Source organism: Candidatus Lernaella stagnicola (genome assembly GCA_030765525.1).
In the GTDB taxonomy this organism is placed as follows: domain Bacteria; phylum Lernaellota; class Lernaellaia; order Lernaellales; family Lernaellaceae; genus Lernaella; species Lernaella stagnicola.
This window is the reverse complement of the sequence record JAVCCK010000020.1, coordinates 202,030-222,299: the sequence shown is the minus strand read 5'-3', so window position 1 is coordinate 222,299 and position 20,270 is coordinate 202,030. Positions and strand designations below refer to the sequence as shown.

Sequence of the window (20,270 nt, the reverse complement as noted above, 5' to 3'; positions counted from 1 at the left end):
GTGTTAAGAAACGGTGACTTCAACTGTTTCGAAACTCGCTTGAGGTAACGACATGTCCGACGAAGCGATCATCGATTTCCTTTTCGACGAAAACATCCAGAACGCCGACTCCCTGATGAACGAACTGCTCCACTGGGAGGAAGAGCGGCAGGCGCGGCACATCGTGCTGATTCCCTCGGAAAGTATTTGCGCCTGGCCGGTGCGCCGGATGCTCGACACGTGTTTCACGAACCTCTACGCGGAAGGCTACCCGGCGCGCGAAAACACGCTGATGCCGATGGAAAACCTGTCCGACATCGCCACCCGGCTCGTGCGCTACCGCCGCTACGCCGACCGCCGCTTTTACAAGGGCAACGCGTACGTGAACCTCGTGGAATCGATCTGCCGCACCCGCGCCGCCGAGTGCTTCGCCACCGAAAAGACACCGGCGTCGAAAATCCACGCCAACGTGCAGCCCCTCTCGGGCGCCCCGGCCAACATCGCCGTGTACGAAGCCCTGGTGCCCCGCGGCGGCACCGTCATGGCCCTGGACCTCATGGCGGGCGGGCACCTCTCGCACGGCAGCCCCTTCCACATGACCGGCAAGCACTACCACATCGTGCCCTACGGCGTGGACCCGCAAACCGAACTGATCGATTACGACGAAGTGATGAGGCTGGCCAAGGAACATCGGCCGAAGATGATCATCGCCGGGTACACGTCCTACCCCTGGGCGCCGGATTTCGCCAAGTTCCGCGCCATTGCCGACGAAGTGGGCGCATACCTGATGGCCGACATCGCCCACCCGGCGGGTCTGACCGTGGCCGGGGATTACCCGAACCCGATCGACCATGCCCATGTAGTGACGTTCACGACCCACAAGACCTTGATGGGTCCGCGCGGTGCGGTGATCCTCACCAGCAGCGGCAAGCTGGCGGCGAAGATCCACAACAGCGTCTTCCCGGGCGAGCAAGGCGGCCCGCATATGAACACGATTGCCGCGCTGGCCGTGGCGTTCAAGCTGGCGCAGACCGACTCGTTCCGGCAGCTCATGCACCGCATCGCCGGCCACGCGAAAGTGATGGCCGAAGAATTCCAGCGGCTGGGCGTTCGCCTCGCCTACGGCGGCACCGATACGCACAAGCTGCTGATCGACCTCAAACCGCTCACCCCCCGGGGAACGCCGCTGCTTTACGGCGAGCCGGCCGCGCACATTCTGGAACTGGCGGGCATCATCCTCAACAAAAACACCATCCCCGGCGACACCGCCACGCCGCTGGCCACGGGCCTGCGCCTCGGCACGCCGTGGGTGACGCAGCGCGGGGCCGACGCGGAAGACGTCAAGCACATCGCGCGCTTGATCCACCGGGTGATCACCGCGATTCATCCCGTGCATTACGACGGCATGACCCGCGTGCTGCCGCGCGGCAAGATCGACTTGAAGGTGCTGCGCGAAGTGTCCGAGGAAGTTGACGCGTTAACCCGCACCTGGCGTGTGGATGCGCCGGCGCTTTCGGGCTATCCGCACCATCCGTATTTGGACCACTCCGAAGAGGCCGTGATCGTCAAGTTGACGGGCGCCGAAGCCGACGAATTCCTGCGCGAGGCGCTGGTCACCGATCCTTCGCACCTGGCCGACGGCGAAAAGGTGACGAGCCTGGCGCTCGACGATCAAGGCAACGTGCTGGACGAAATCGCGCTGGCCCGGCTGCCGCTCAGCGATGATCCGCGCCGCAACGGTTTCGTGGTGAAAGTAAACCCGGACAACGCCGATCCCCTGTTGGCCTGGTTGCGCGGTCTTGCCGACGGCTTCACGATGATCGATCCGCAGGATGCTTCGGCGAAAGTCACCGGCGCGGTGGTGATCGACGAAATGCCGTTGGATTGCACCTTCGCTCAGGATTGGCTGAGCCTGTTGCCGAAAACCGATAAAAGCCTCGCCGGGAAAGACGCCGCCGAGTTGAATGTGGACGTCGCGCGGCCTTTCTTTGTGGGCCAAAGCGCGCTGGCCGACCGCCTGCCCCAGCCGGACTTGCCGCGCTTCTCCTGGAATGCGCCGGAAGGCGAAGACAAGCGCACCACGCTGTTTGAGATTCACCAGAAACTCGGCGGCGTGATGGTGCCCTTCGGCGGATACGAAATGCCGGTGCGTTACACCTCGACCATCGAGGAACACAACGCCGTGCGGCAAGCGGCGGGGCTGTTCGACGTCAGCCACATGGGCGTGTTCGAGGCCAGCGGCCCGCGGGCGATGGAGTTCGTCGATCTGGTTTGCGCCAATCACGCCGGCGGTTTGGAGGTCGGCGAGGCGCAGTACTCGCACCTGTTCGATCACGACGGCGATTTGCTCGATGATCTGCTCGTCTACCACGTTCAGGCCGACCGCATTCTGCTGGTCGTCAACGCCGCCAACGAAGACAAGGATTGGGCGTGGCTGGTTGCGGTCAACGAAGGGCGGGTGCTGCTCGATCCGCAGGTGCCGCAACGCTGCTTCCCCGAGCCTTGCGTGCTGCGCAATCTGAAAGACCCGCAATGGGGCGACGAGCGTCGTGTCGACCTGGCGCTGCAAGGCCCGCGTTCGCGCGACATCTTGCTGGCACTCGCGGCCGAAGCGGACAAACCGGCGCTGAAAGCCTTGGGGCACAACTGCACCATGTACGCCACGTTGGACGGCCTCGACGCGATCATCTCCGGCACGGGTTATACCGGCGAGCCGACTTGCTTCGAGATTTTCGTGCATCCCGACAAGGCGCCGCAGCTTTGGGAAGCGATCATGGAAGCCGGAAAGGAGCACGGCGTGATGCCGATCGGCCTCGGCGCGCGGGACAGCCTGCGCATGGAAGCCGGTTTGCCGCTGTACGGACACGAACTGGCCGGCCCGCACAACCTCGTGCCCAACGAAGCCGGATTCGGCGGTTTCGTCAAACTGCACAAGCCGTTTTTCGTGGGCAAAAAGGCCTACCTAGCGAAAAAGGAAAAGCGCGGAATCGCCGTCGTGCGTTTCGGCGTCTCCGCCAAGGGAACCCGGCCGCTGAAAACGGACGACCCGATCGTCAACGACAAAGGCGCGTGCATCGGCTACGTGACCAGTTGCGCCACCGACGGCGAAGGCAAGTTGATCGGCCAGGCATTCGTGCAGGCGCGTTATGCCAAAAGCAAGACCTTGCAGGTGATTCCGGCGCCGAAGGGCCGGCCGCCGATCGCAGCCGACGAAGTCAAAATCGGCCAGCGGCTCACGATGCCGGTCGAAATCACGATCCTCGGCCGCTTCCTGCGTAAAAAGAAATAACGAGCGAGATTTCACTAATACGAAAGCCGGGCGCCGCCCGGTTTTTTTATGGCAGGCGCGCCGGCTGGGTCGTCTCCATGTAGTCGATCAAATCGTGCGAGACGGCGTAGTCTTCGGCCTCGGGCAGTTCGCCGGTGCGCCGACCGGTCACCAAATCGGCGACTTCGAGAGCCGCCAGCACGCGGCGGGCGGTGAAGTAGTACCCTCGCCAATCCAAGTGGCAACCGTCGATGAACCAGCGGTCGCCGGTGATGCCATGAGGCGATTGCTTTTCGAAGTCGCGCTCCAAATCGACCAACGGAAGGTCGAGATCGTCCGCCAACTCACGCACGAACTCGTTGAACGACGGCCTGGTTTGGGAAAACGGCAGATACTCCACGCCCGCTCGATAGGCCGCGCGAGCGCGATTCCATTGTTCGAGCGCCTCGTAACATTGTCCGGATAACCGCAGGCCGTAGCCCCGGAGGTCTCCGCCGATGTATTTCCGGATCGCCTCCTCGTACCGACCGCTTTCTTGCAGACGGCGGCCTTCGGCGTACCACGGTTTGTCGGGCGGCAAATATTCCTCGGCGGTCGGAAAGTAGCGAAGGTTGATCGGCACCGTGGCGACTACGATAGGTACTTGGGCGTCGCGACTCATCGTCACGATGTCGCGCATGTTCCGTTGAAACTGCGCGCGGATGGTTTTCATGCCGACGCCGATGGCCGGATACATGGGTCGTTTCTCCGGCGCGACGTCGGGCAAGAGCGCCTTTTTCATGGCCCGATAGAACGTCCACTCGTGCAGAATCTCGTTCCACGAGGTTGGCGGTACGTAGCCCTCGTTGTTTCCGACCATGACCACCAGCACGTCCGGCGACCATTGCAGTGCCGCATGCACGACGTGCTTGACGCGGAAGGAATTCTGCGCGCCCGCCGCGGCGTTGATCACCTCGAATTTGCGCTGCGGCCAACCGGCCTTCAACAGCACTTCCAGCCAACTGGGCAAGTCGCCGCCGCGCCGCTCCCTCCCCTGCACCGCATAGGGCCAACCCATGGCGAACGAGCCGCCGGTTACCACAATGCGCATGACACCCGGTTCGGGCTTGAGGCTGAAGGTTTCCGGCACCATCGTGGGTTCGTCGATGCGCACGAGCTTCCGCCCGTTTTCTTCCTTCACCGGCGCGAAGTTGATGGGTTTGTAAGCGACGAGATCGTCGGGCCGCTCGGTGTCGATTACGTCCGCTTTTTCCAGCCCGCCGAGCACCAGCGTGAGCACGATCACCAATGCCGCCACCGGCAATAAGGGGAAGAGTACATAGCGTCGCAGGAGAACCCGAAAACGAGGCGAGATTTTCATCGCCGGTCCCCCACGTTCAATTCACGTATCCAAGACCCCGAAGCTGTTCATCGAGGTCTTCGTTGTTTTTCGTTTTCCGGCGATAGCGCCAGCTATCGGGCTTGATATTGCGCCGCTCGGCCAACCCCGTGTGTGCGCGATGCGTCTGCGATAGCTCGCGACGCCGCGGCAAAAGCAATTCGCCACCGTTTTCCGCTGCCGCTAGGTCGTCGGTCTCGCCGGGATCCGCGTCGATATCGTACAAGTTGAATTCTGTCTTCTTGCCGCTTTCTTTGAAGCTGTGGACCTTCTTGCCGTCGTCGAACAACAGGCTGCGCCAGACGCCGTTGGGCTTGCGCCACCCCCACCGCCGACCCATGCGCGTTTCGCAGAAGATTCGGTCGCGGGCGAGTTCGATGCCGTCACGAATCACGGGTAATAGGTTGTGGCCCTGTGTTTTCTTTTCCACGCTCGCGCCGGCGACCGCCAGCATTGTGGGGAAAAGATCGACGTTCTCCACCGGCGTGTCGATACGCTGCCCGGGCCGCGTCACGCCCGGTATCCGCGCGATCAACGGCACACGAATCAGTTCCTCGAAACACGTGAAGGTATGGCCGACCGTCCCGTGCTCCAAGAATTCCTCGCCGTGATCGGCGGTGATGAGGATCGCCGTGTTGGCGGCCATCCCGGTCTCGTCCAGGTAGGCGAGCAAGCGGCGCAGGTGGTCGTCGGTGAGGCGGATTTCGCCGTCGTAAAGCGCCAGCAGGTGCCGGCGGTCGCGCTCGTTCATCCCGCGCTTCAGATCGTCGCGCTTGCTGATGTTCAAACCGTCGAGATCGCCTTGGTAGTCCGGATCGAATATCTCGACGTATTTCTTCGGCGGATTGTAATCGTAGTGAACGTCCCAGTAGTGAACGAAAAGAAAGAACGGCTCCGGGCTGCCCGCTCGTTTTTTCAAATAGGCGACGGCTTTGTCGGTCACGGTTTCGCTGGTTTTGATTCGCCGAATGTTGGGCCGCTTGGTATGCGCAATTTCCTCGTCGTAGGTTTTGAAACCCTGGGCCAGGTTGTAGGTGCTGCGTAAAAACGGCGCGCAAACCACTGCGTGCGTGTCATAGCCGGCCGACGCCAACGCTTCGGCCGCAGTGGTGACGCGGTCGCTTAGGTAGCTGTCGTTTCTCACCGCCAGGTGGGTGTCCGGATACAAGCCGGTCAGCATCGACACATGGCTGGGCAGCGTCCACGGGCTGTTGGCGTAGGATCGCGTAAACACAGCGCCGGTTTGCGCAAAGGCGTCAAGAGCCGGGGTCGTCGGCGGGCCGTAGCCATAGGCACCTACGTGGTCGGCGCGCAGCGAATCGATGCTGATCAGCAGAATGTTCTGGCCGGTCTGCTTCACCGGCGGCGATTTTTGACACGCCACCACGGTCAAGACGAGCGCGACCAATACCAGCCGGCCGAAACGGGTCAATTGAGATACCCCAATCCCTTCAACGTTTCGGCCAACTCGGCATCGAGTTCAAACTCGCCGCTGGTTTTAAGCGCCTTCTGTAATCGCTTGTGCAACCTTTGCCGCCGCGAATTCTCCTGCACTAGTTTTGCGGTCAGGGCGGGCTTCCCACCCGATATGTCCGTTTTCTCACCGGGGTCGTTTCGCAGATCGAACACCCACTGTTCGTCGAAACGGCGACCGCTCAAGGCGTGCAGCTTTTGCCGGTCCCGCGCAATCAGCGTCGACCACTCGTACGCCTTGCCCTCGGGTACCGGCTGCCCCCGCTGCGTACCGGCCATCAACGAGCGCGGCGCGGGCGGCGTACCGTGGGTGAGCAGCCGGTTCAGATCGACGCCCTGAAGCGTCAGCCCTTCTTTCGGGCGGCCGAGCAATCCCAACACGGTGGGAAAGATATCGACGAGACTCACGGCCTCCTGACTGACGCCGCGCGCTTTTTCCAACCAGGGGACCTCGATCAGGAAAGGAATGCGCACTACTTCTTCGTAGCAGGTGCGCGTATGGCCCTTCCAACCGTGGTCGAGGAATTCCTCGCCGTGATCCGAGACGATGAGGATCGCCGTGTTGCGGTCCAGGCCGCGTTCCCGCAGGCCGTCGAAAAGCGCGCCGAGCGCGTCGTCGGTAAAGCGGATTTCGCCGTCGTAAAGCGCCACGAGGTGACGAAAGTCGGCCTTGTCCATCTTCGGCGTGATGTCCTTGCGGTCGTGAATGCTCGCGCCGTTCTCCGGGCCTTCGTACCCGGGGTTGAACAACTCCGCGTACTTGGCGGGCGGATTGTAATCGTAGTGAACGTCCCAATAGTGCAAAAAGAGGAAGAAGGGCTTGTCGCCGCTGCGGTCCAGCCACGCCAACGCTTTGTTGGTCACCCGAGGCCCCGCCTTCACCACGCGAGCCTCCAAGGCGTTACGGCCGACCAACTCGGTGTCGTAGAAATCGAAGCCCTGGTGCATACCGTACTTTTTCTTGAGCAGCGGCGCACACACCACGCCGCCGGTGCGATAGCCCGCGTCCGAGAGAGCGCGCGCCAGCGTCATGGATTCGTCGTTCAGCTTAGACCTGGCGGAACGCACGCCGTGGGCGTCGGTATACAGGCCGGTAAACATCGAAGCGTGGCTCGGCAGGGTCCAGGGCGACGTGGCATAGGCGAACTCAAAACGCATCGCATTTCGCGCCCACGCATCCAGTCGCGGGCTGGTCGGCTTGGGGTAACCGTAACAACCCACATGATCGAAACGCAGGGAATCGATGCTGACGAGAATGACGTTACGGTCCGGCAGTCGGGCGCGTTTGTCGCAGGCCGCGAGACACACCACTACCGCCAGCGTCACCAAAAGCAACACCGCCGCCACGCGAATAAATAGAAACCTACGGTTGCACATCGGGCAGTAGGATAGCAGCCCGAAGCCGGTAGGCAAGACCGCCCGGTTCGCGCACGCGGGTTGATGCCGACGCGGCCGACGTGCCAAGATGCAGCCGATAATGAAACCGGGAGGAAGCTTGATGCGTTTGCGTTTACTGCTCGGCGTGGGATTGGCGTTAGTGATCGCGGTGGCCGTAGTGTCGGCGGCGGATCTCGACGGCAAGGCGATCGTGGAAAAGATGGCCAAACAGAACGAGAGCCAATCGGCCGAAACGACGGCCAAGATGATACTCATCGACAAAAACGGCCGCGAGCGCGTGCGCGAGATCAAAATGCGCACCAAGGAAAAGAACGGCTTGCGCCACACCGTCACGACCTTCCTCGCCCCGCCGGATGTGCGCGGCACTAAGTTCCTGATCGTGGAGCAGAAAAACGCCGACGACGATCAGCGTCTCTTCCTGCCGGCGCTCAAGAAGGTCAAGCGGATCACGTCATCGAATAAGTCGGGCAATTTCATGGGCTCGACCTTTGCCTACGCCGACCTGCAAACCCACGATCCGGACCAAGGAGCCCATCAGCGCCTCGCCGATGCTGTTCTCGACGGCCAGGATTGCTACGTCGTGGAGACCGTCCCGCAGAATCTCGACGACGAAATTTACTCGAAACTGGTTTACTGGGTGCGCAAGGACAACTTCCTGCCCATCAAAGGCGAGTTCTACGATAAGAAGGGCAAGCTCTGGAAACGGCTCGAAGTCTCGGGCGTGGAGAAGCGCTCCGACGGCACTTGGGTCGCCAAAGACACGAAAATGAGCGACCTGCTAAAGGGCGCCTCCACCATACTCAGGCTCGAAGAATACGAAGTGGATGTGAAGATTGACGACGCCTACTTTACCGAACGCTTCTTGACCGACGAAACGCTCGAATAGACGAACGACCTTCAAGATCCCTTCGCTTGTCCAGGGGATATCGCGCGCGATGAACCCACTGACGATCACCGAAGAAGAAAGCGTGATTCTCCGCGATGCCTTGCTGGAAGCGGCACGGCGTATCGTGCACAACACCACCGGCGCGCGGGCCGATCTGATCGTGCTGGACGTGTGGCGCGAGGCGATTCACCGCGTGCTTCAGCTCAACGGTTGCGCATGCGTCCGGGGCGACGCCGAGCATTGTTTCCTCCGCTGGCCCGAGGCCGAGCAGCAAAAAGCCCTGGCCGATCACGACCTGTTCGCGCTCCAAGCCTTTCATGACATGGTGATGGAGGGCCTCTTCGAAATGTTCGTTCCCGCCGATCATTAATAAATTCACGCTGTCGCTGGTCATTCGCAATTTGGTCCTTATGGTGCAAGAAGACGCCGCTCAGGGACGGGTAGTCGCAATAACCCCATGGAAGGGGGAAAAGAAAAGGAGAGCGAATCATGCGACAGGAAGAAACTCAACTTCTGCGGGACGGCGCCTTAATGGCAGCCCAAGGCATCGCCTTCAACACCACCGGCGACGTGGCCGACCTCATCACGTATCGTGCCTGGCGCGATACCATGCACCGCATCTTGATGGCCGATCACTGCCCCTGCACCGAGGGTCGCGACCAGGATTGCTTCCTGCACATCGCCCCCGAAATTCAGGTCGGCCTCTATGCCGCACACCCCATGCTGTCTTTGGAGGCATTCACGGATATCGTCATGAGCGGTCTGCACGCGGCATTCCTGGACGAACTGGAATCGGAAAACGCGCCGGCCAATTAATCCGCAAGCAACTCGCGAGCGATGACGATGCGCTGAATCTCGTTCGTACCCTCGTAGATCGTGGTGATTCGCGCGTCACGCATGAGGCGTTCGACCACGTATTCCTTGGTGTAGCCGTAGCCGCCGTGAATCTGCACCGCCTCGCGCACAATCTGTTGCAGGCGATCGGTGACGAAGTACTTGGCCATCGCGGCCTGGCGGGTGTGGCGCTTGCCCTGCTCCTTGAGCCACGCGGCTTGCAGAATCAATTGACGCCCCGCCTCGAGCAAAGTCGCCATGTCAGCGATCTTCCATTGAATGGCCTGCATCTTGGCCAGCGGCTTGCCGAACTGTTCGCGCACTTTCGCGTATTCGACGCTCGCCTCCAGCGCCGCCAAACCGATGCCGAGCGCCTGGCTGGCCACGTTGATGCGCCCACCGTCCAGGCCGGTCATCGCGATACGAAAGCCGCCGTTGACTTCGCCCAACACGTTGTCTTTCGGAATGCGGCAGTCCTCGAACGCCATTTCGACGGTATTGGAGCCATGCTGCCCCATTTTCTTGATCTGCCGCGTCACCTTTATGCCCGGCGTGCCGCCCTCGATTAGAAACGCCGTCAAGCCGGACGCGCGCGGCAGGTCGCCGGTCCTCGCCCAGACAATATAGACTGAGGCATATTCGCCGTGGCTGATGAATGTCTTCGTGCCGTTGAGCACCCACTGGTTGCCGTCGAGCACGGCGGTCGTGGCCACGGCTCCCGCGTCGCTGCCCGCGTCGGGTTCGGTAAGACAAAACGCGCCGATCGGCTGACCACCGCCGACGACTTGCGGAATAAACGCCTTCTTTTGGGCCTCGGTGCCCCAGAGGTCGATCTGCTCGGCGACCATGTTGGTCACGGCCATCGTGACGGCGGTCGAGGCGCAGGCTTTGGCCACCTCGGTGATCGCCAGCGACAGCGCCACCGTGCCCATGGGGCTGCCGCCGTATTCTTCCGGCGCGTTCATGCCCATCAGGCCCAGCTCGGCCATATGTACGAAGGATTCCATGGGGAAACGGCCGGTTTGATCCAGCTCGGCCGCTTGCGGCGCGAGTTCGTTCGCCGCGAAATCTTTTACCATATCCACAACCATGCGGTGGTCGTCGCTAAGCTGCCAATCCATGTGTGCCTCGCTGCGGTCCCGGACGCCGTCTGTGGCGGCGCGCCGGCCATTGTTTTTCGTTGGAAGAATGTACTCTCTTTGTCGCAAAGCGCAAATGACGGGACAAAAAAGGCCCACGATAACGTGAGCCTTTTCGATCAAATTTCCGCTTTCAGCTAACGTGCGACCCAGTAGTCTCCGGACTGGCCGAAGTCGTTATTCCAAGCGCCGCACGAACCGTTCTCGCCGATGTCTCCAAAAATATCGATATCGATAAAATCCGACCCGTTCGTCGCGCCGCATGAGCCGAACAGGTAACCGTCCAAATCCCAATACCCCGCGCAATTGCCGGAATAGGAACTGCCGGAATCCGAGAAGCTCAACGTGCCGGTCAATTGACGGTTATCGCCGTCGAGTGTGATCGACAACGGGAAGCTACCCGAGGCGCCGTCGAACGTGAATCCGCCGGTCATCGTCCCTGAGCTAACCGGCAAGTCGCCCAAATCGCTGCACACGTCGGAGCCGGCCGCCGGTCCGCCGCCATCGTCATCATCGTCGTCACCGCAGGCAAATGGTAGACAAGCCACCGCCGCAATCAAGACAAAAGCCGGAATAATCCACCGCTGCTTCATCACCTGACTCCTTTGTCTGGAAACCGTCGGAACGCTTTTTGTATCATTTTATTCGGGTGTGCGACACTCCCGCCCCCATGAATCCGCCAGTTTGCAATTTTCCGGAAAGCCGATACCATTTGCCGTGACTGAACGCTTCATTCGCTCGCAATCGCAGGGGAAATACATGCATTTTGAGATTAACGACGACCAACGCATGCTCGTGGACATGGTCCGTGACTTCGCCGACAACGAACTCAAAGCTCAGGCCGCCGAAATAGACCAAACCGAGCGCTTTCCGCTCGAATCCATCCGCAAAATGTCAGAACTGGGCTTGATGGGCATCAACGTGCCAGAAGAATACGGCGGCAGCCCCATGGGCGCGGTAGCCCTCTCGCTGGCGATTACCGAAGTGGCCAAAGCCTGCGCCTCGACCGCCGTGACGATGAGCGTCACCAACATGGTGGCCGAAGCGATCAACGCCTTCGGCACCGAGGAGCAAAAACGGACGTTCATCCCGAAGGTTGTCTCCGGCGAGTTCCCGATGGGCTCGTTCTCGCTCTCGGAACCCGGCGCGGGCAGCGACGCCGCGGCGCTGCGCACCAAGGCGGTGCTGGACGGCGACCACTGGGTGCTTAACGGCAGCAAGATTTTCATTAGCCACGGCGCGTTTTGCTCGGTGATGGTTGTCTGGGCGCGCACCAGCGACGACCCCGGCCCGAAGGGCATCAGCGCGTTTCTCGTGGAAAAGGACACGCCGGGACTGATCGTCGGCAAGGAAGAGCACAAACTCGGGCTGCGCGGCAGCAACACCGTCGCGCTGGCTTTCGAAGATTGCCGTATCCCCAAAGACAACCTGCTGGGCGAGTTGGGCGGCGGCTTCAAGATCGCCATGATGGCGCTGGACGGCGGGCGCATCGGCATTTCCAGCCAGTGCATCGGCATCGGCGCGGCGGCGATCGCCGAAGCGGCTAGTTACGCCAAGGTGCGCGAACAATTCGGCAAACCGTTGGCCAAGATGCAGGCCATTCAGTGGAAGCTGGCCGACATGGCTACGAACCTCGAGGCGGCGCGTTTGCTGACCTTGCAGGCTGCCTGGCGCAAGCAATCCGGCTTGAAGTTTTCGCGCGAGGCATCGATGGCCAAATTGTTCGCCGCCGAAAATCTGCAGGACATCGTGCGCGAGGCGGTCCAGATTCACGGCGGCTACGGCTACACGAAAGAGTACCTTGTCGAACGCCTGATGCGCGACGCCCGCGTGGTGACGATCTACGAAGGCACGAGCGAAGTGCAGCGCATCGTCATCGCCCGCGACCTGCTCGCGGACTAACAACCGGAGGCGGCTCGGAATGCGAATCGTTCGGCGAGCGCTCGCGGCGCTGAAAAGAGCTTGGACCGGCCTACGCTACCGGCGGATACGGCGCCGTTTTCACGGCGTGCGCAAATTGAATCTCGGCTGCGGCGGTGCCCGTTTCGAGGGCTACTTCAACGTGGACATCGTGCCGACCGTCGCCACGGATTTCGTGGCCGATATCGGCGATCCGTACTGGCTTGAATCCGACCACTTCGAAGAAATCAGGCTCGACGCCGTTTTCGAGCACTTATACCGCTGGCAGCAAAAAGACTTCTTGGCGCATGTGCATCGCGCCTTGCAGCCCGGCGGGCGGCTCGTCATCAATTGGCTGCCGGACTTCGACGTACTCATCGAAGCCTACCGCGATAAAAAGCCGGGCATCGTCGGCTCCACGTTCGATCTTTTCGAGGTCTACCGTTTTTCCCATGGCGATCCCCAACCGCACAATTCGCCGCAGCAATTGCACAAGGACCTGTTCACCCGCGATTCGATTCTCGCCCTGCTGCAAGAGGTCGGCTTCGAGAAAATCGAAGTCGCTCATGCGGCCTACAAAGACGAAACCGTCGCGTTGAACATGAACGTCGTGGCGGTAAAGTAGTATCGCGTTTACGCGCCGCGGGAGGCGCCTCATGAAAGTCCAATAATCCCGCTTCCTGCTGCTTTTCGTTTTGATCGCATGCCTCGTATCCGGCCTCGCTCGCGATAAGGAGTCCTCGGATGACGAGGATTTCGTCGACAACAGCGGTGTCTTCGATGATGACGACGACACAATCGATGACGACGACGACGCGGTCGATGACGAGAATAATGACGCTGACGACACCGATAATGACAATAATAACGACGATGACACCGATTTCGCCCCGTCAATCCACGATGACCAGGGCCGCGAGATCATCCTGGACGGCATCGGTTTCCCGCGCGTCATGCAAATTCTGACCGTCACTTGCGACCCGGACTCACCGCAGCACACGGTCACCGTTTCTCCGGCGACGCGGTAGGGTCATCACGCAATTTGTTTAGAAAATCAGTCGAAATCGGCGGCGGTCAGGCCCACGTTCAGGCGGTAGTCGAGAAACTCTTTTTTCGCTTCGATGCGCCGCTTGATGATCCCCAGATTCACCGTTCCTGAAACGGACATGTCGCTGGGTAGCCAGACGCTTTTGGCGACCGGCCGGAAGGTCGTGACGAAATCGACCTCGTTATTGACGATTTTGCGGTGGACGAAGCGCCCGCTTATACGCACGACGCGGCAGGAGTCGGACGCGAGGTTAATTTTGCCGGTTTGCAGCTTGGTCTTGCCGGGCGCCAGTGACCGAAACGCGATGACTCGATCCGGCCGCTCTTCGAAGGCGAACCTGCCCGCGGCGTCGGGGCGAAAGCACTCGATGTCGGAAATGTCGAGCCCTTTGTCGAAACCCAGGCGCTCGAAGATGAAATCCTTCTCCTCGGCCTTTTCGCCGTTCAAGGTGCCTTCCACGAAAACTTCGCGCCGCTTGTCCGGTTGCAGCACCAGCAACTTTTTCAGGAGATAGTTGCGCTTATGCAGGACGCCGTCGGTCTTCCAGACCTTGCGATGGCTCTGGATGCGGCAAGTGTAGTCTTTGAAGGTGCTGAAATTACGAAGGCTTTCCTGCCGCGCACAATCGACGAGGCTTTCCTCGGCGTTCGCGGAGGGTCGGTTCAACCATAGCGCCGTCGCCACCAAAAAGGCCGCGAGCACCGCGATGAACGCCCACTTTCCTGTCACAGTAGGAAGCCTGCGAAGGGGATTCCGGCCGGCACGCCGCACACGTGAACGTGGGAGAGCACCCACAGCCCCAGGCCGACGACAACCAGCATAATGATGATGTCCGAGCGCTTGGTCACGATCGCCAAAATCACGACCACAACCGCCAACACAACGGCAATCCAGATCCAGTTGATGCCGAAAATCATGCGTCCCTCCCCTGGCATGCAAACTCGATTTGGATGATCGTTTTTTTGCCCGCGCTTTGCAAGCGGTGAGGACACGCTTGACAAAAGTTGTGGAATTCTTATAGTTTCCGCGGTTTTCGAGGGCTTGCCCTCTTCGAGGTGTGGAAGCGATGCCGATTTACGAATACACCTGTTCCGTCTGCCATGCGCATGTCGAGAAAATTCAGCGCATTACCGACCCGCCTTTGACCGACTGCCCGCATTGCGGCGCCGCCGGTTCGCTGCGGAAAATGGTCAGCCAATCCACTTTTCTACTGAAGGGTTCGGGCTGGTACGTAACCGATTACAAGGCCAAGAAGCCGGGTGCCGCGGGGGCCAACGGCAACGGCACGAACGGCGACGGCGCGACTGCGAAGGCCGAGAAATCCGACGAGAAGCCCAAGAGCACGACCACGACTTCCGAGAGTAAAACCCCGGCAAAAGACACCACCACGAATTAAGAATCCCGACACATCGATGCCCTTTTTTTAGCCAGTTTCGGCCTCTTCGGGTCTTTACAAAAGCACGGCTCGGGCCTAGACTCGCCTTCGTTTCATGGGCTACTCCCAGGGTGTCGTAGCGCGGCACATTGCGACGCTCGGCGGCGAGTCTCCCCGGCGAAAAACTAGTCAAGAATGGTGGCAAGCGGCTTATGTCTTTTCCCAAAGGAGTGAACGAATGAACATTCCCAGCGATCTGCGTTACAGCACGGATCACGAATGGGTCAAAGTGGCCGGTGATGTGGCGACCCTGGGCGTCACCGACTATGCCCAGCATGCCTTAGGTGACATCGTTTTCCTGGAATTGCCCGAAGTTGGTCAGCCATTCGTCGCCGGTGATACGATCGGCGTCGTGGAATCAGTCAAGGCCGCGAGCGATATTTACACGCCGGTGAGCGGGGAAGTTGTCGAGTCCCATGAAGATTTAATCGACATGCCGGAAATTCTTAATGCCGAGCCCTACGGCGCGGGCTGGCTGCTCAAAATTAAGCTCGACGACCCGAGCGAAATAGATGCGCTGATGGATGCCGCCGCTTACGAAAAATACTGCGGTGAACAAGAAGAGAAGTAAGTCCGACTCTCACCAGGAGACGACCATCCCATGCGTTACATCCCTCATACCGCGGGCGATATCGAGCGCTTGTTGGAGGCGATCGGCGTAGAAAGCGTGGCCGATCTGTTTCGCTCGATTCCGCCGGAATTGCGCCTAGACCGGGAACTATGCCTGCCCGATCCGCTGCCCGAAAACGCCCTGATCAATCACCTGGGCGGCTTGAACAACAAAGGTCCGCACGGCCCCTGCTTCGCGGGCGGCGGCGCGTATCGGCATTTGATACCCGCGGCGATAAACCACTTGCTGCTACGCAGCGAATTCTACACGGCCTACACGCCGTACCAGCCGGAAATCAGCCAAGGCACGTTGCAGGCGGTGTTCGAGTTTCAGACGATGATCGCGCGCCTGCTGGGCATGGAAATCTCCAACGCCAGCATGTACGACGGCGCGACCGGCGTGGCCGAAGCCGTGCTCATGGCCGGACGCCAAAGCCGCAAGACGAAGGTCGTCGTCTCGGCGGGGCTGCACCCGCAATACTTAGAGACGCTGCGCACCTATACGAAATGGACGTCGCTGGAATTGGTGGCCGCACCCCTGGCCGCGTCGGGCACGACCGACTTGGAAGCCGCCCGGGCATTGATCGACGACGATGTGGCCTGCCTCGTACTGCAGTCGCCGAATTACCTGGGCGCGATCGAAGACGCCGCCGCGTTCAAAAAGCTGCTCGACGGCCGCAAGAAGGCGAAGTTCGTGCACGCGTTCACCGAGCCTTTGGCCTTCGGGCTGATCGCGCCGCCCGGGCAAACCGGCGCTGACATCGCCTGCGGCGAGGGGCAGTCGCTGGGAATTCCCATGTCCTACGGCGGGCCGGGCCTGGGCTTGTTCGCGGTCAACAAAAGTGACGTGCGGGCTATGCCGGGCCGGGTTTGCGGGCAGACCGTCGATGCCGAGGGCAAGCGCGCTTTCTGCCTGACGCTCTCGACTCGCGAGCAGCACATCCGCCGCGAAAAAGCCACCAGCAACATCTGCACAAATCACGGCCTGATGGCCCTGGCGGCCACCGTGTACATGTCGTTGACAGGCCGCGCCGGCTTGCTGGAAGTGGCGAACCAAAACCACGCGAAGGCCGAATATCTGAAAGCCCAATTGGCGCAAATCGGCGACGTGCCTTTGAGCGCGCCGACCTTCAATGAGTTCGTCTGGGTGCCCAAACAACCCGCGGGTCAAGTGTTGGCCGCGCTGGGCGAAGCGGGCGTTCTGGGCGGCATCGGCCTGGACGGGTTCGCCGCCGGGCTGGAAAACGGCATCCTCACCTGCGTCACCGAAGCCAACAGCCGCGAGGAGATCGACCGCTATGTCGAAATCGTACGGTCCTTGTGATACGCCCGGCAGCACGGGCCTGGCCCTGTGTGAGCCGACGCTCTTCGAACGCTCGACGCCCGGCCGTCAGGGCTTTAGTCTGCCGTCGCTCGATGTACCCGAAGCGGCGACCCTACCCGAGAACCTGCAACGCCTGACGCCCGCCGCGTGGCCGGAGGTCAGCGAAGTGGAAGTGTTTCGTCACTTCGTGCGCCTCTCGCAGTACAACTACGGTCTGGACAGCGGTCTCTACCCGCTGGGCTCGTGCACGATGAAGTACAACCCGAAAATCAACGAAGACCTCGCCCGCCTGCCCGGTTTCGCCGACGCGCATCCGGCCGCCGAGCACCAAGGCCTTTGGGAGTTGATCTTCAACCTCGAACAGCATCTGGCGGAGATTTCCGGCATGGACGCGGTCACGTGCCAGCCGGCAGCGGGCGCGCATGGTGAATTGACGGGCATGATGCTCATCCGCGCCTACCATGAAGCCCGGGGGCAAAAACGAACCAAGGTCATCATTCCGGACACGGCGCACGGGACGAATCCGGCGTCGGCCACGATATGCAATTACGACGTCGTGCCACTGAAATCGGGCGCGGCCGGTATCCTGACGCCCGAAGCGGTCGCCGAAATCATGGACGACCAAGTCGCGGCGATCATGATTACCAACCCCAACACGCTGGGACTGTTCGAATCGAACATCGCGCAAATCGCCCAGATCGTCCACGACCAAGGCGGCCTGGTGTACATGGACGGCGCAAACCTGAACGCCATCATGGGCATCACGCGGCCGGGCGATTTCGGCATCGACGTGCTACATTTCAACTTGCACAAAACCTTCAGCACACCTCACGGCGGCGGCGGTCCGGGCGCCGGGCCGGTGGGGGTTAAAAAGCATATGGCGCCGTTTTTGCCTGCGCCGGTCATCGTTAAGCGCGATGGCGGTTTCGCTCTGGATCACGATCGCCCGCAGACAATCGGGCGTGTTCGTTCCTGGTGGGGCAATGTTGGTGTGCTCGTGCGGGCCTATGCCTATATCCGCGAACTCGGCGCGCCGGGGCTCAAGGCGTCCAGCGAAATGGCGGTGCTCAATGCCAACTACATACGGGCGCGGCTGCAGGATTTGTACACGGTGGCCTACGAGGCGCCGTGCATGCACGAAGTCGTATTCGCCGAAAAGGGCCTGCCGAACGACGTATCGACGATGGACGTCGCCAAGCGTTTGATCGACTACGGCTTTCATCCGCCGACGGTCTATTTCCCGCTGGTGGTCAAGGGCGCGATCATGGTGGAGCCGACCGAAAGCTTCGAGCCTGAATCGCTCGACGGTTTCATCACGGCGATGCGGAACATCCACGCCGAAGCCGGAAGCCATCCGGAACTCGTTAAGAGCGCGCCGCACAACACGACGTGCAAAAAGGTGGACGAAGTCACCGCCGCCCGCCACCCGCGCCTTACCGCCGATATGGACCCAGACGCACGCCGAGCCTGAACGCGGCAAGGCGAAATTTCGGCTGGAATGGGTAAGCGGATCGACTACCGTGGCCAGGTCGCTTGAGAAGCGAGCCGCGAACGTCTTACTCGTATTTCAATTTCACCAACGCATCGACAACCACCGGCTTTTCGCCGTCGGCCAATACCGGATTGCAGTCGATTTCATCGATGGCGCTGTTTTGCGCCGCGAGTTTCGAGAGGTTCGAAAGCAGGGTAGCGAATAGGTTTCGGTCGATCGCCGGCAGTCCGCGCACGGCGTTCATCAACCGCGACGCGGCCACGTCACTTATCAACGCCAATCCCTCCGCCGGTTCAAACGGGGCCACGCGGAAGGCGACGTCTTTGATGGTCTCGGTGAAAATTCCGCCCAAGCCGAAAGCGACCACCGGCCCGAACTGCTGGTCCTGCGTCACGCCCGCGAGGAACTCCCGCCGGGCGTCCACCATCGGCCCCACGAGCAAGCCGTCGGCATCCTCGGGCAGGCGGGACAGCACATCTTCGGCCGCTTCACGCACTTGGTCGGCATTCTTCAGATTCAATTTGACGGCATCCAGCTCGGTTTTGTGCAGCAGCGACCGGCCGCACCCCTTCAGCACGACGGGAAAACCGATCTCTTCCGCCGCTGCTGCGGCTTCGTCGGCCGTCTTCACGAGGCGATCGGCGGTAACCGGAATGCCGTATTCGGAAAGCAACTGTTTGGCTTCCCACTCCGACAAAAACTCCGCTTTTTCCTGAATCGCTTTCTCGAGAATCGCCATGCCCGGCCTCATGCGTTAGGGTTTGGGCGTGTAAAGTCAGGCACAATGCCGCCCCTGTCAAGGGCGTTTCGACTAGCCCACCCGGCGATATTTGAGTACGATGACCACCATGCTTCGTTCGCCCCTATCGACACCGCTTCGCGCCGCCCTCGCCCTGGGTGTCACGCTCGCTTTGCTTGTCGCCCTCGAAGGGGTCGCGCGCTTCGTACCCCTGACGCCGCCGTCACAGTATTTGATTCTCGTGCACAGCCACGCCCGCGATATCCCCTTGCTTACGCCCGACGCCGGCCGCCCCGACCGTTGGCGCATCAACCCGCTCATGCAGGAGCGTTTCGCGGACGAAAGCGTCCCGATCGAAAAAGACGTCGATGAACGCCGCGTTCTCTGCCTGGGCGGGTCCACCGTGCGCGGCGTCGGCGCCGAGGCTTCGCAAAGCTTCCCGCGGCAATTGGAGAAACTCTTGGCCGCCGCCTCATCCACGCGCCGGCGTGTTTTAAACTTCGGCGCGAACGGGTTCACGTCCACGCAGTTGCGGTGGGTCGCCGACGAACTTCGCGCCGCCAAGCCCGACGTTGTCGTCATCTATTCCGGCCACAACGAATGGACCGGAGCGCGTTTATACGGCTCTTTCGCCGACCATCCGCGCTTGACGCAGGGCCGTGCGCTGCTTTCCCACAGCCGCTTGTATTTGTTGATGCGCTCAGGGATCTTGCGGCTTCGCGGCAGGCCGGATCGTGTCGCCTTCGCTCCCGGCGGCCCTCCCGCCACCGAGACTGAAAATCGCGCCGTCGCCAAACGGTTTGAGCGCAACCTACGCAACATCCGCCACACATTCGAAAGCGAGGGAGCCCGCGTTGTGTTCTGCACGGTCATCAGCAACCCGTTTACGCCCCCCGCCGGTTCGCCGGTCGGTGACTCGAACCCCGCAGTACACCGTGAAGCGCATCTGGCCGATTTGCTGCCCGTTCTTGACGCCGCCGCGCTCTCTCCGCCACTCGCCGATTATCGTGAGGCTGTGCGTTCGTTCACGAACGGTCGACGCGCCGCAGCGTACGAATTGTTTGTTCGCGCCCGCGATGCTGATTCGGCTCCGTTGCGCGCCACAACGCTTACTAACGAGGCGATCCGCCACGCCGCCGAAATCATACCGTTGGTCGATCTGGACGCCGCGCTGCGCGAGCGCTTTCTGGCCGGGGAGCCGGTCGGTGAACTATTCGCCGACAGCGTGCATTTCACGGCCGCCGGCGCCGAGTGGGCGGCGCAACGGGTTGCCGAAACTCTGCGCGAGAACTGACTGCCGCCCAAATTCGGTCGCCAAAACCAAATTGGTCATGGTTTGACCGCGCAACCAAAAACTCTTATGTTCTAG

Annotated in this window: 20 protein-coding genes; 12 read left to right on the top strand and 8 right to left on the bottom strand. The window is 61.0% G+C overall.

The window, feature by feature from the left end:
• Nucleotides 1–52 precede the first annotated feature (52 nt).
• Nucleotides 53–3,268 (top strand): glycine cleavage system aminomethyltransferase GcvT, encoded by a 3,216-nt coding sequence (gene gcvT / locus P9L99_09670; GenBank protein ID MDP8223616.1) that lies wholly within the window; start codon nucleotides 53–55, stop codon nucleotides 3,266–3,268.
• A 46-nt stretch (nucleotides 3,269–3,314) separates the two neighbouring features.
• On the opposite strand, the gene P9L99_09665 is transcribed toward gcvT, so the two are convergent.
• From P9L99_09665 to P9L99_09655, 3 genes are read right to left on the bottom strand one after another with little or no spacing between them, the layout of a single operon-like run.
• Nucleotides 3,315–4,607, bottom strand: a complete 1,293-nt coding sequence (locus P9L99_09665) for a hypothetical protein (protein ID MDP8223615.1) — start codon at nucleotides 4,605–4,607, stop codon at nucleotides 3,315–3,317.
• Nucleotides 4,608–4,623: 16 nt separating this feature from the next.
• Entirely contained in the window at nucleotides 4,624–6,057 is a 1,434-nt protein-coding gene (locus tag P9L99_09660; protein ID MDP8223614.1) for a sulfatase, read from the bottom strand.
• Entirely contained in the window at nucleotides 6,054–7,562 is a 1,509-nt protein-coding gene (locus P9L99_09655; GenBank protein ID MDP8223613.1) for a sulfatase, read from the bottom strand. Before P9L99_09655 ends, P9L99_09660 begins: the two co-directional genes overlap by 4 nt.
• Before the next feature lie 34 nt (nucleotides 7,563–7,596).
• On the opposite strand from P9L99_09655, the gene P9L99_09650 reads away from it, so the two are divergent.
• The 3 genes from P9L99_09650 (at nucleotide 7,597) to P9L99_09640 (ending at nucleotide 9,198) form a co-directional block, all read left to right on the top strand.
• A complete protein-coding gene (locus P9L99_09650) occupies nucleotides 7,597–8,382 on the top strand; it encodes an outer membrane lipoprotein-sorting protein (protein ID MDP8223612.1) in 786 nt (261 codons plus the stop codon).
• A gap of 49 nt (nucleotides 8,383–8,431) precedes the next feature.
• A complete protein-coding gene (locus P9L99_09645) occupies nucleotides 8,432–8,752 on the top strand; it encodes a hypothetical protein (protein ID MDP8223611.1) in 321 nt (106 codons plus the stop codon).
• 119 nt (nucleotides 8,753–8,871) lie between these two features.
• Nucleotides 8,872–9,198: a hypothetical protein gene (locus P9L99_09640; GenBank protein ID MDP8223610.1), complete on the top strand. Its 327-nt coding sequence runs from the start codon at nucleotides 8,872–8,874 to the stop codon at nucleotides 9,196–9,198.
• On the opposite strand, the gene P9L99_09635 is transcribed toward P9L99_09640, so the two are convergent.
• Together P9L99_09635 and P9L99_09630 are read right to left on the bottom strand one after the other, a co-directional pair.
• Nucleotides 9,195–10,337, bottom strand: a complete 1,143-nt coding sequence (locus P9L99_09635) for an acyl-CoA dehydrogenase family protein (GenBank protein ID MDP8223609.1) — start codon at nucleotides 10,335–10,337, stop codon at nucleotides 9,195–9,197. The genes P9L99_09640 and P9L99_09635 overlap by 4 nt on opposite strands.
• Before the next feature lie 155 nt (nucleotides 10,338–10,492).
• Nucleotides 10,493–10,948, bottom strand: coding sequence for a hypothetical protein (locus P9L99_09630; GenBank protein MDP8223608.1), 456 nt, complete (start codon nucleotides 10,946–10,948; stop codon nucleotides 10,493–10,495).
• 166 nt (nucleotides 10,949–11,114) lie between these two features.
• Between P9L99_09630 and P9L99_09625 the strand changes: the two genes are divergently transcribed.
• The 3 genes from P9L99_09625 (at nucleotide 11,115) to P9L99_09615 (ending at nucleotide 13,282) form a co-directional block, all read left to right on the top strand.
• A complete protein-coding gene (locus P9L99_09625; GenBank protein MDP8223607.1) occupies nucleotides 11,115–12,257 on the top strand; it encodes an acyl-CoA dehydrogenase family protein in 1,143 nt (380 codons plus the stop codon).
• Between the two features lie 19 nt (nucleotides 12,258–12,276).
• Entirely contained in the window at nucleotides 12,277–12,879 is a 603-nt protein-coding gene (locus tag P9L99_09620) for a hypothetical protein (protein ID MDP8223606.1), read from the top strand.
• 70 nt (nucleotides 12,880–12,949) lie between these two features.
• Nucleotides 12,950–13,282, top strand: coding sequence for a hypothetical protein (locus P9L99_09615; GenBank protein MDP8223605.1), 333 nt, complete (start codon nucleotides 12,950–12,952; stop codon nucleotides 13,280–13,282).
• Nucleotides 13,283–13,308: 26 nt separating this feature from the next.
• Here the strand turns inward: P9L99_09615 and P9L99_09610 are convergent, their stop codons facing one another.
• Both P9L99_09610 and P9L99_09605 read right to left on the bottom strand, forming a co-directional pair.
• A complete protein-coding gene (locus P9L99_09610; protein MDP8223604.1) occupies nucleotides 13,309–14,031 on the bottom strand; it encodes a hypothetical protein in 723 nt (240 codons plus the stop codon).
• Complete coding sequence (locus P9L99_09605) at nucleotides 14,028–14,219, bottom strand: hypothetical protein (GenBank protein ID MDP8223603.1); 192 nt, start codon at nucleotides 14,217–14,219, stop codon at nucleotides 14,028–14,030. The genes P9L99_09610 and P9L99_09605 overlap by 4 nt, the downstream gene beginning before the upstream one ends.
• A gap of 149 nt (nucleotides 14,220–14,368) precedes the next feature.
• Here P9L99_09605 and P9L99_09600 point away from each other — a divergent pair, with 149 nt between their 5' ends.
• The 4 genes from P9L99_09600 (at nucleotide 14,369) to gcvPB (ending at nucleotide 18,141) form a co-directional block, all read left to right on the top strand.
• Nucleotides 14,369–14,698 carry a zinc ribbon domain-containing protein gene (locus P9L99_09600; protein ID MDP8223602.1) on the top strand — a complete coding sequence of 110 codons (330 nt, stop codon included), beginning with the start codon at nucleotides 14,369–14,371 and terminating at the stop codon, nucleotides 14,696–14,698.
• A 217-nt stretch (nucleotides 14,699–14,915) separates the two neighbouring features.
• Complete coding sequence (gene gcvH, locus P9L99_09595) at nucleotides 14,916–15,308, top strand: glycine cleavage system protein GcvH (protein MDP8223601.1); 393 nt, start codon at nucleotides 14,916–14,918, stop codon at nucleotides 15,306–15,308.
• A gap of 30 nt (nucleotides 15,309–15,338) precedes the next feature.
• Nucleotides 15,339–16,670, top strand: a complete 1,332-nt coding sequence (gene gcvPA, locus P9L99_09590; protein MDP8223600.1) for an aminomethyl-transferring glycine dehydrogenase subunit GcvPA — start codon at nucleotides 15,339–15,341, stop codon at nucleotides 16,668–16,670.
• The gene (gene gcvPB, locus P9L99_09585; protein ID MDP8223599.1) at nucleotides 16,645–18,141 is read left to right on the top strand and encodes an aminomethyl-transferring glycine dehydrogenase subunit GcvPB; all 1,497 of its coding nucleotides are present in this window, start codon (nucleotides 16,645–16,647) and stop codon (nucleotides 18,139–18,141) included. Before gcvPA ends, gcvPB begins: the two co-directional genes overlap by 26 nt.
• Before the next feature lie 85 nt (nucleotides 18,142–18,226).
• Here gcvPB and P9L99_09580 read toward each other — a convergent pair whose 3' ends face one another.
• Nucleotides 18,227–18,901: an acetate--CoA ligase family protein gene (locus P9L99_09580; GenBank protein ID MDP8223598.1), complete on the bottom strand. Its 675-nt coding sequence runs from the start codon at nucleotides 18,899–18,901 to the stop codon at nucleotides 18,227–18,229.
• A gap of 109 nt (nucleotides 18,902–19,010) precedes the next feature.
• Here P9L99_09580 and P9L99_09575 point away from each other — a divergent pair, with 109 nt between their 5' ends.
• A complete protein-coding gene (locus P9L99_09575) occupies nucleotides 19,011–20,195 on the top strand; it encodes an SGNH/GDSL hydrolase family protein (GenBank protein MDP8223597.1) in 1,185 nt (394 codons plus the stop codon).
• Nucleotides 20,196–20,270: the final 75 nt, after the last annotated feature.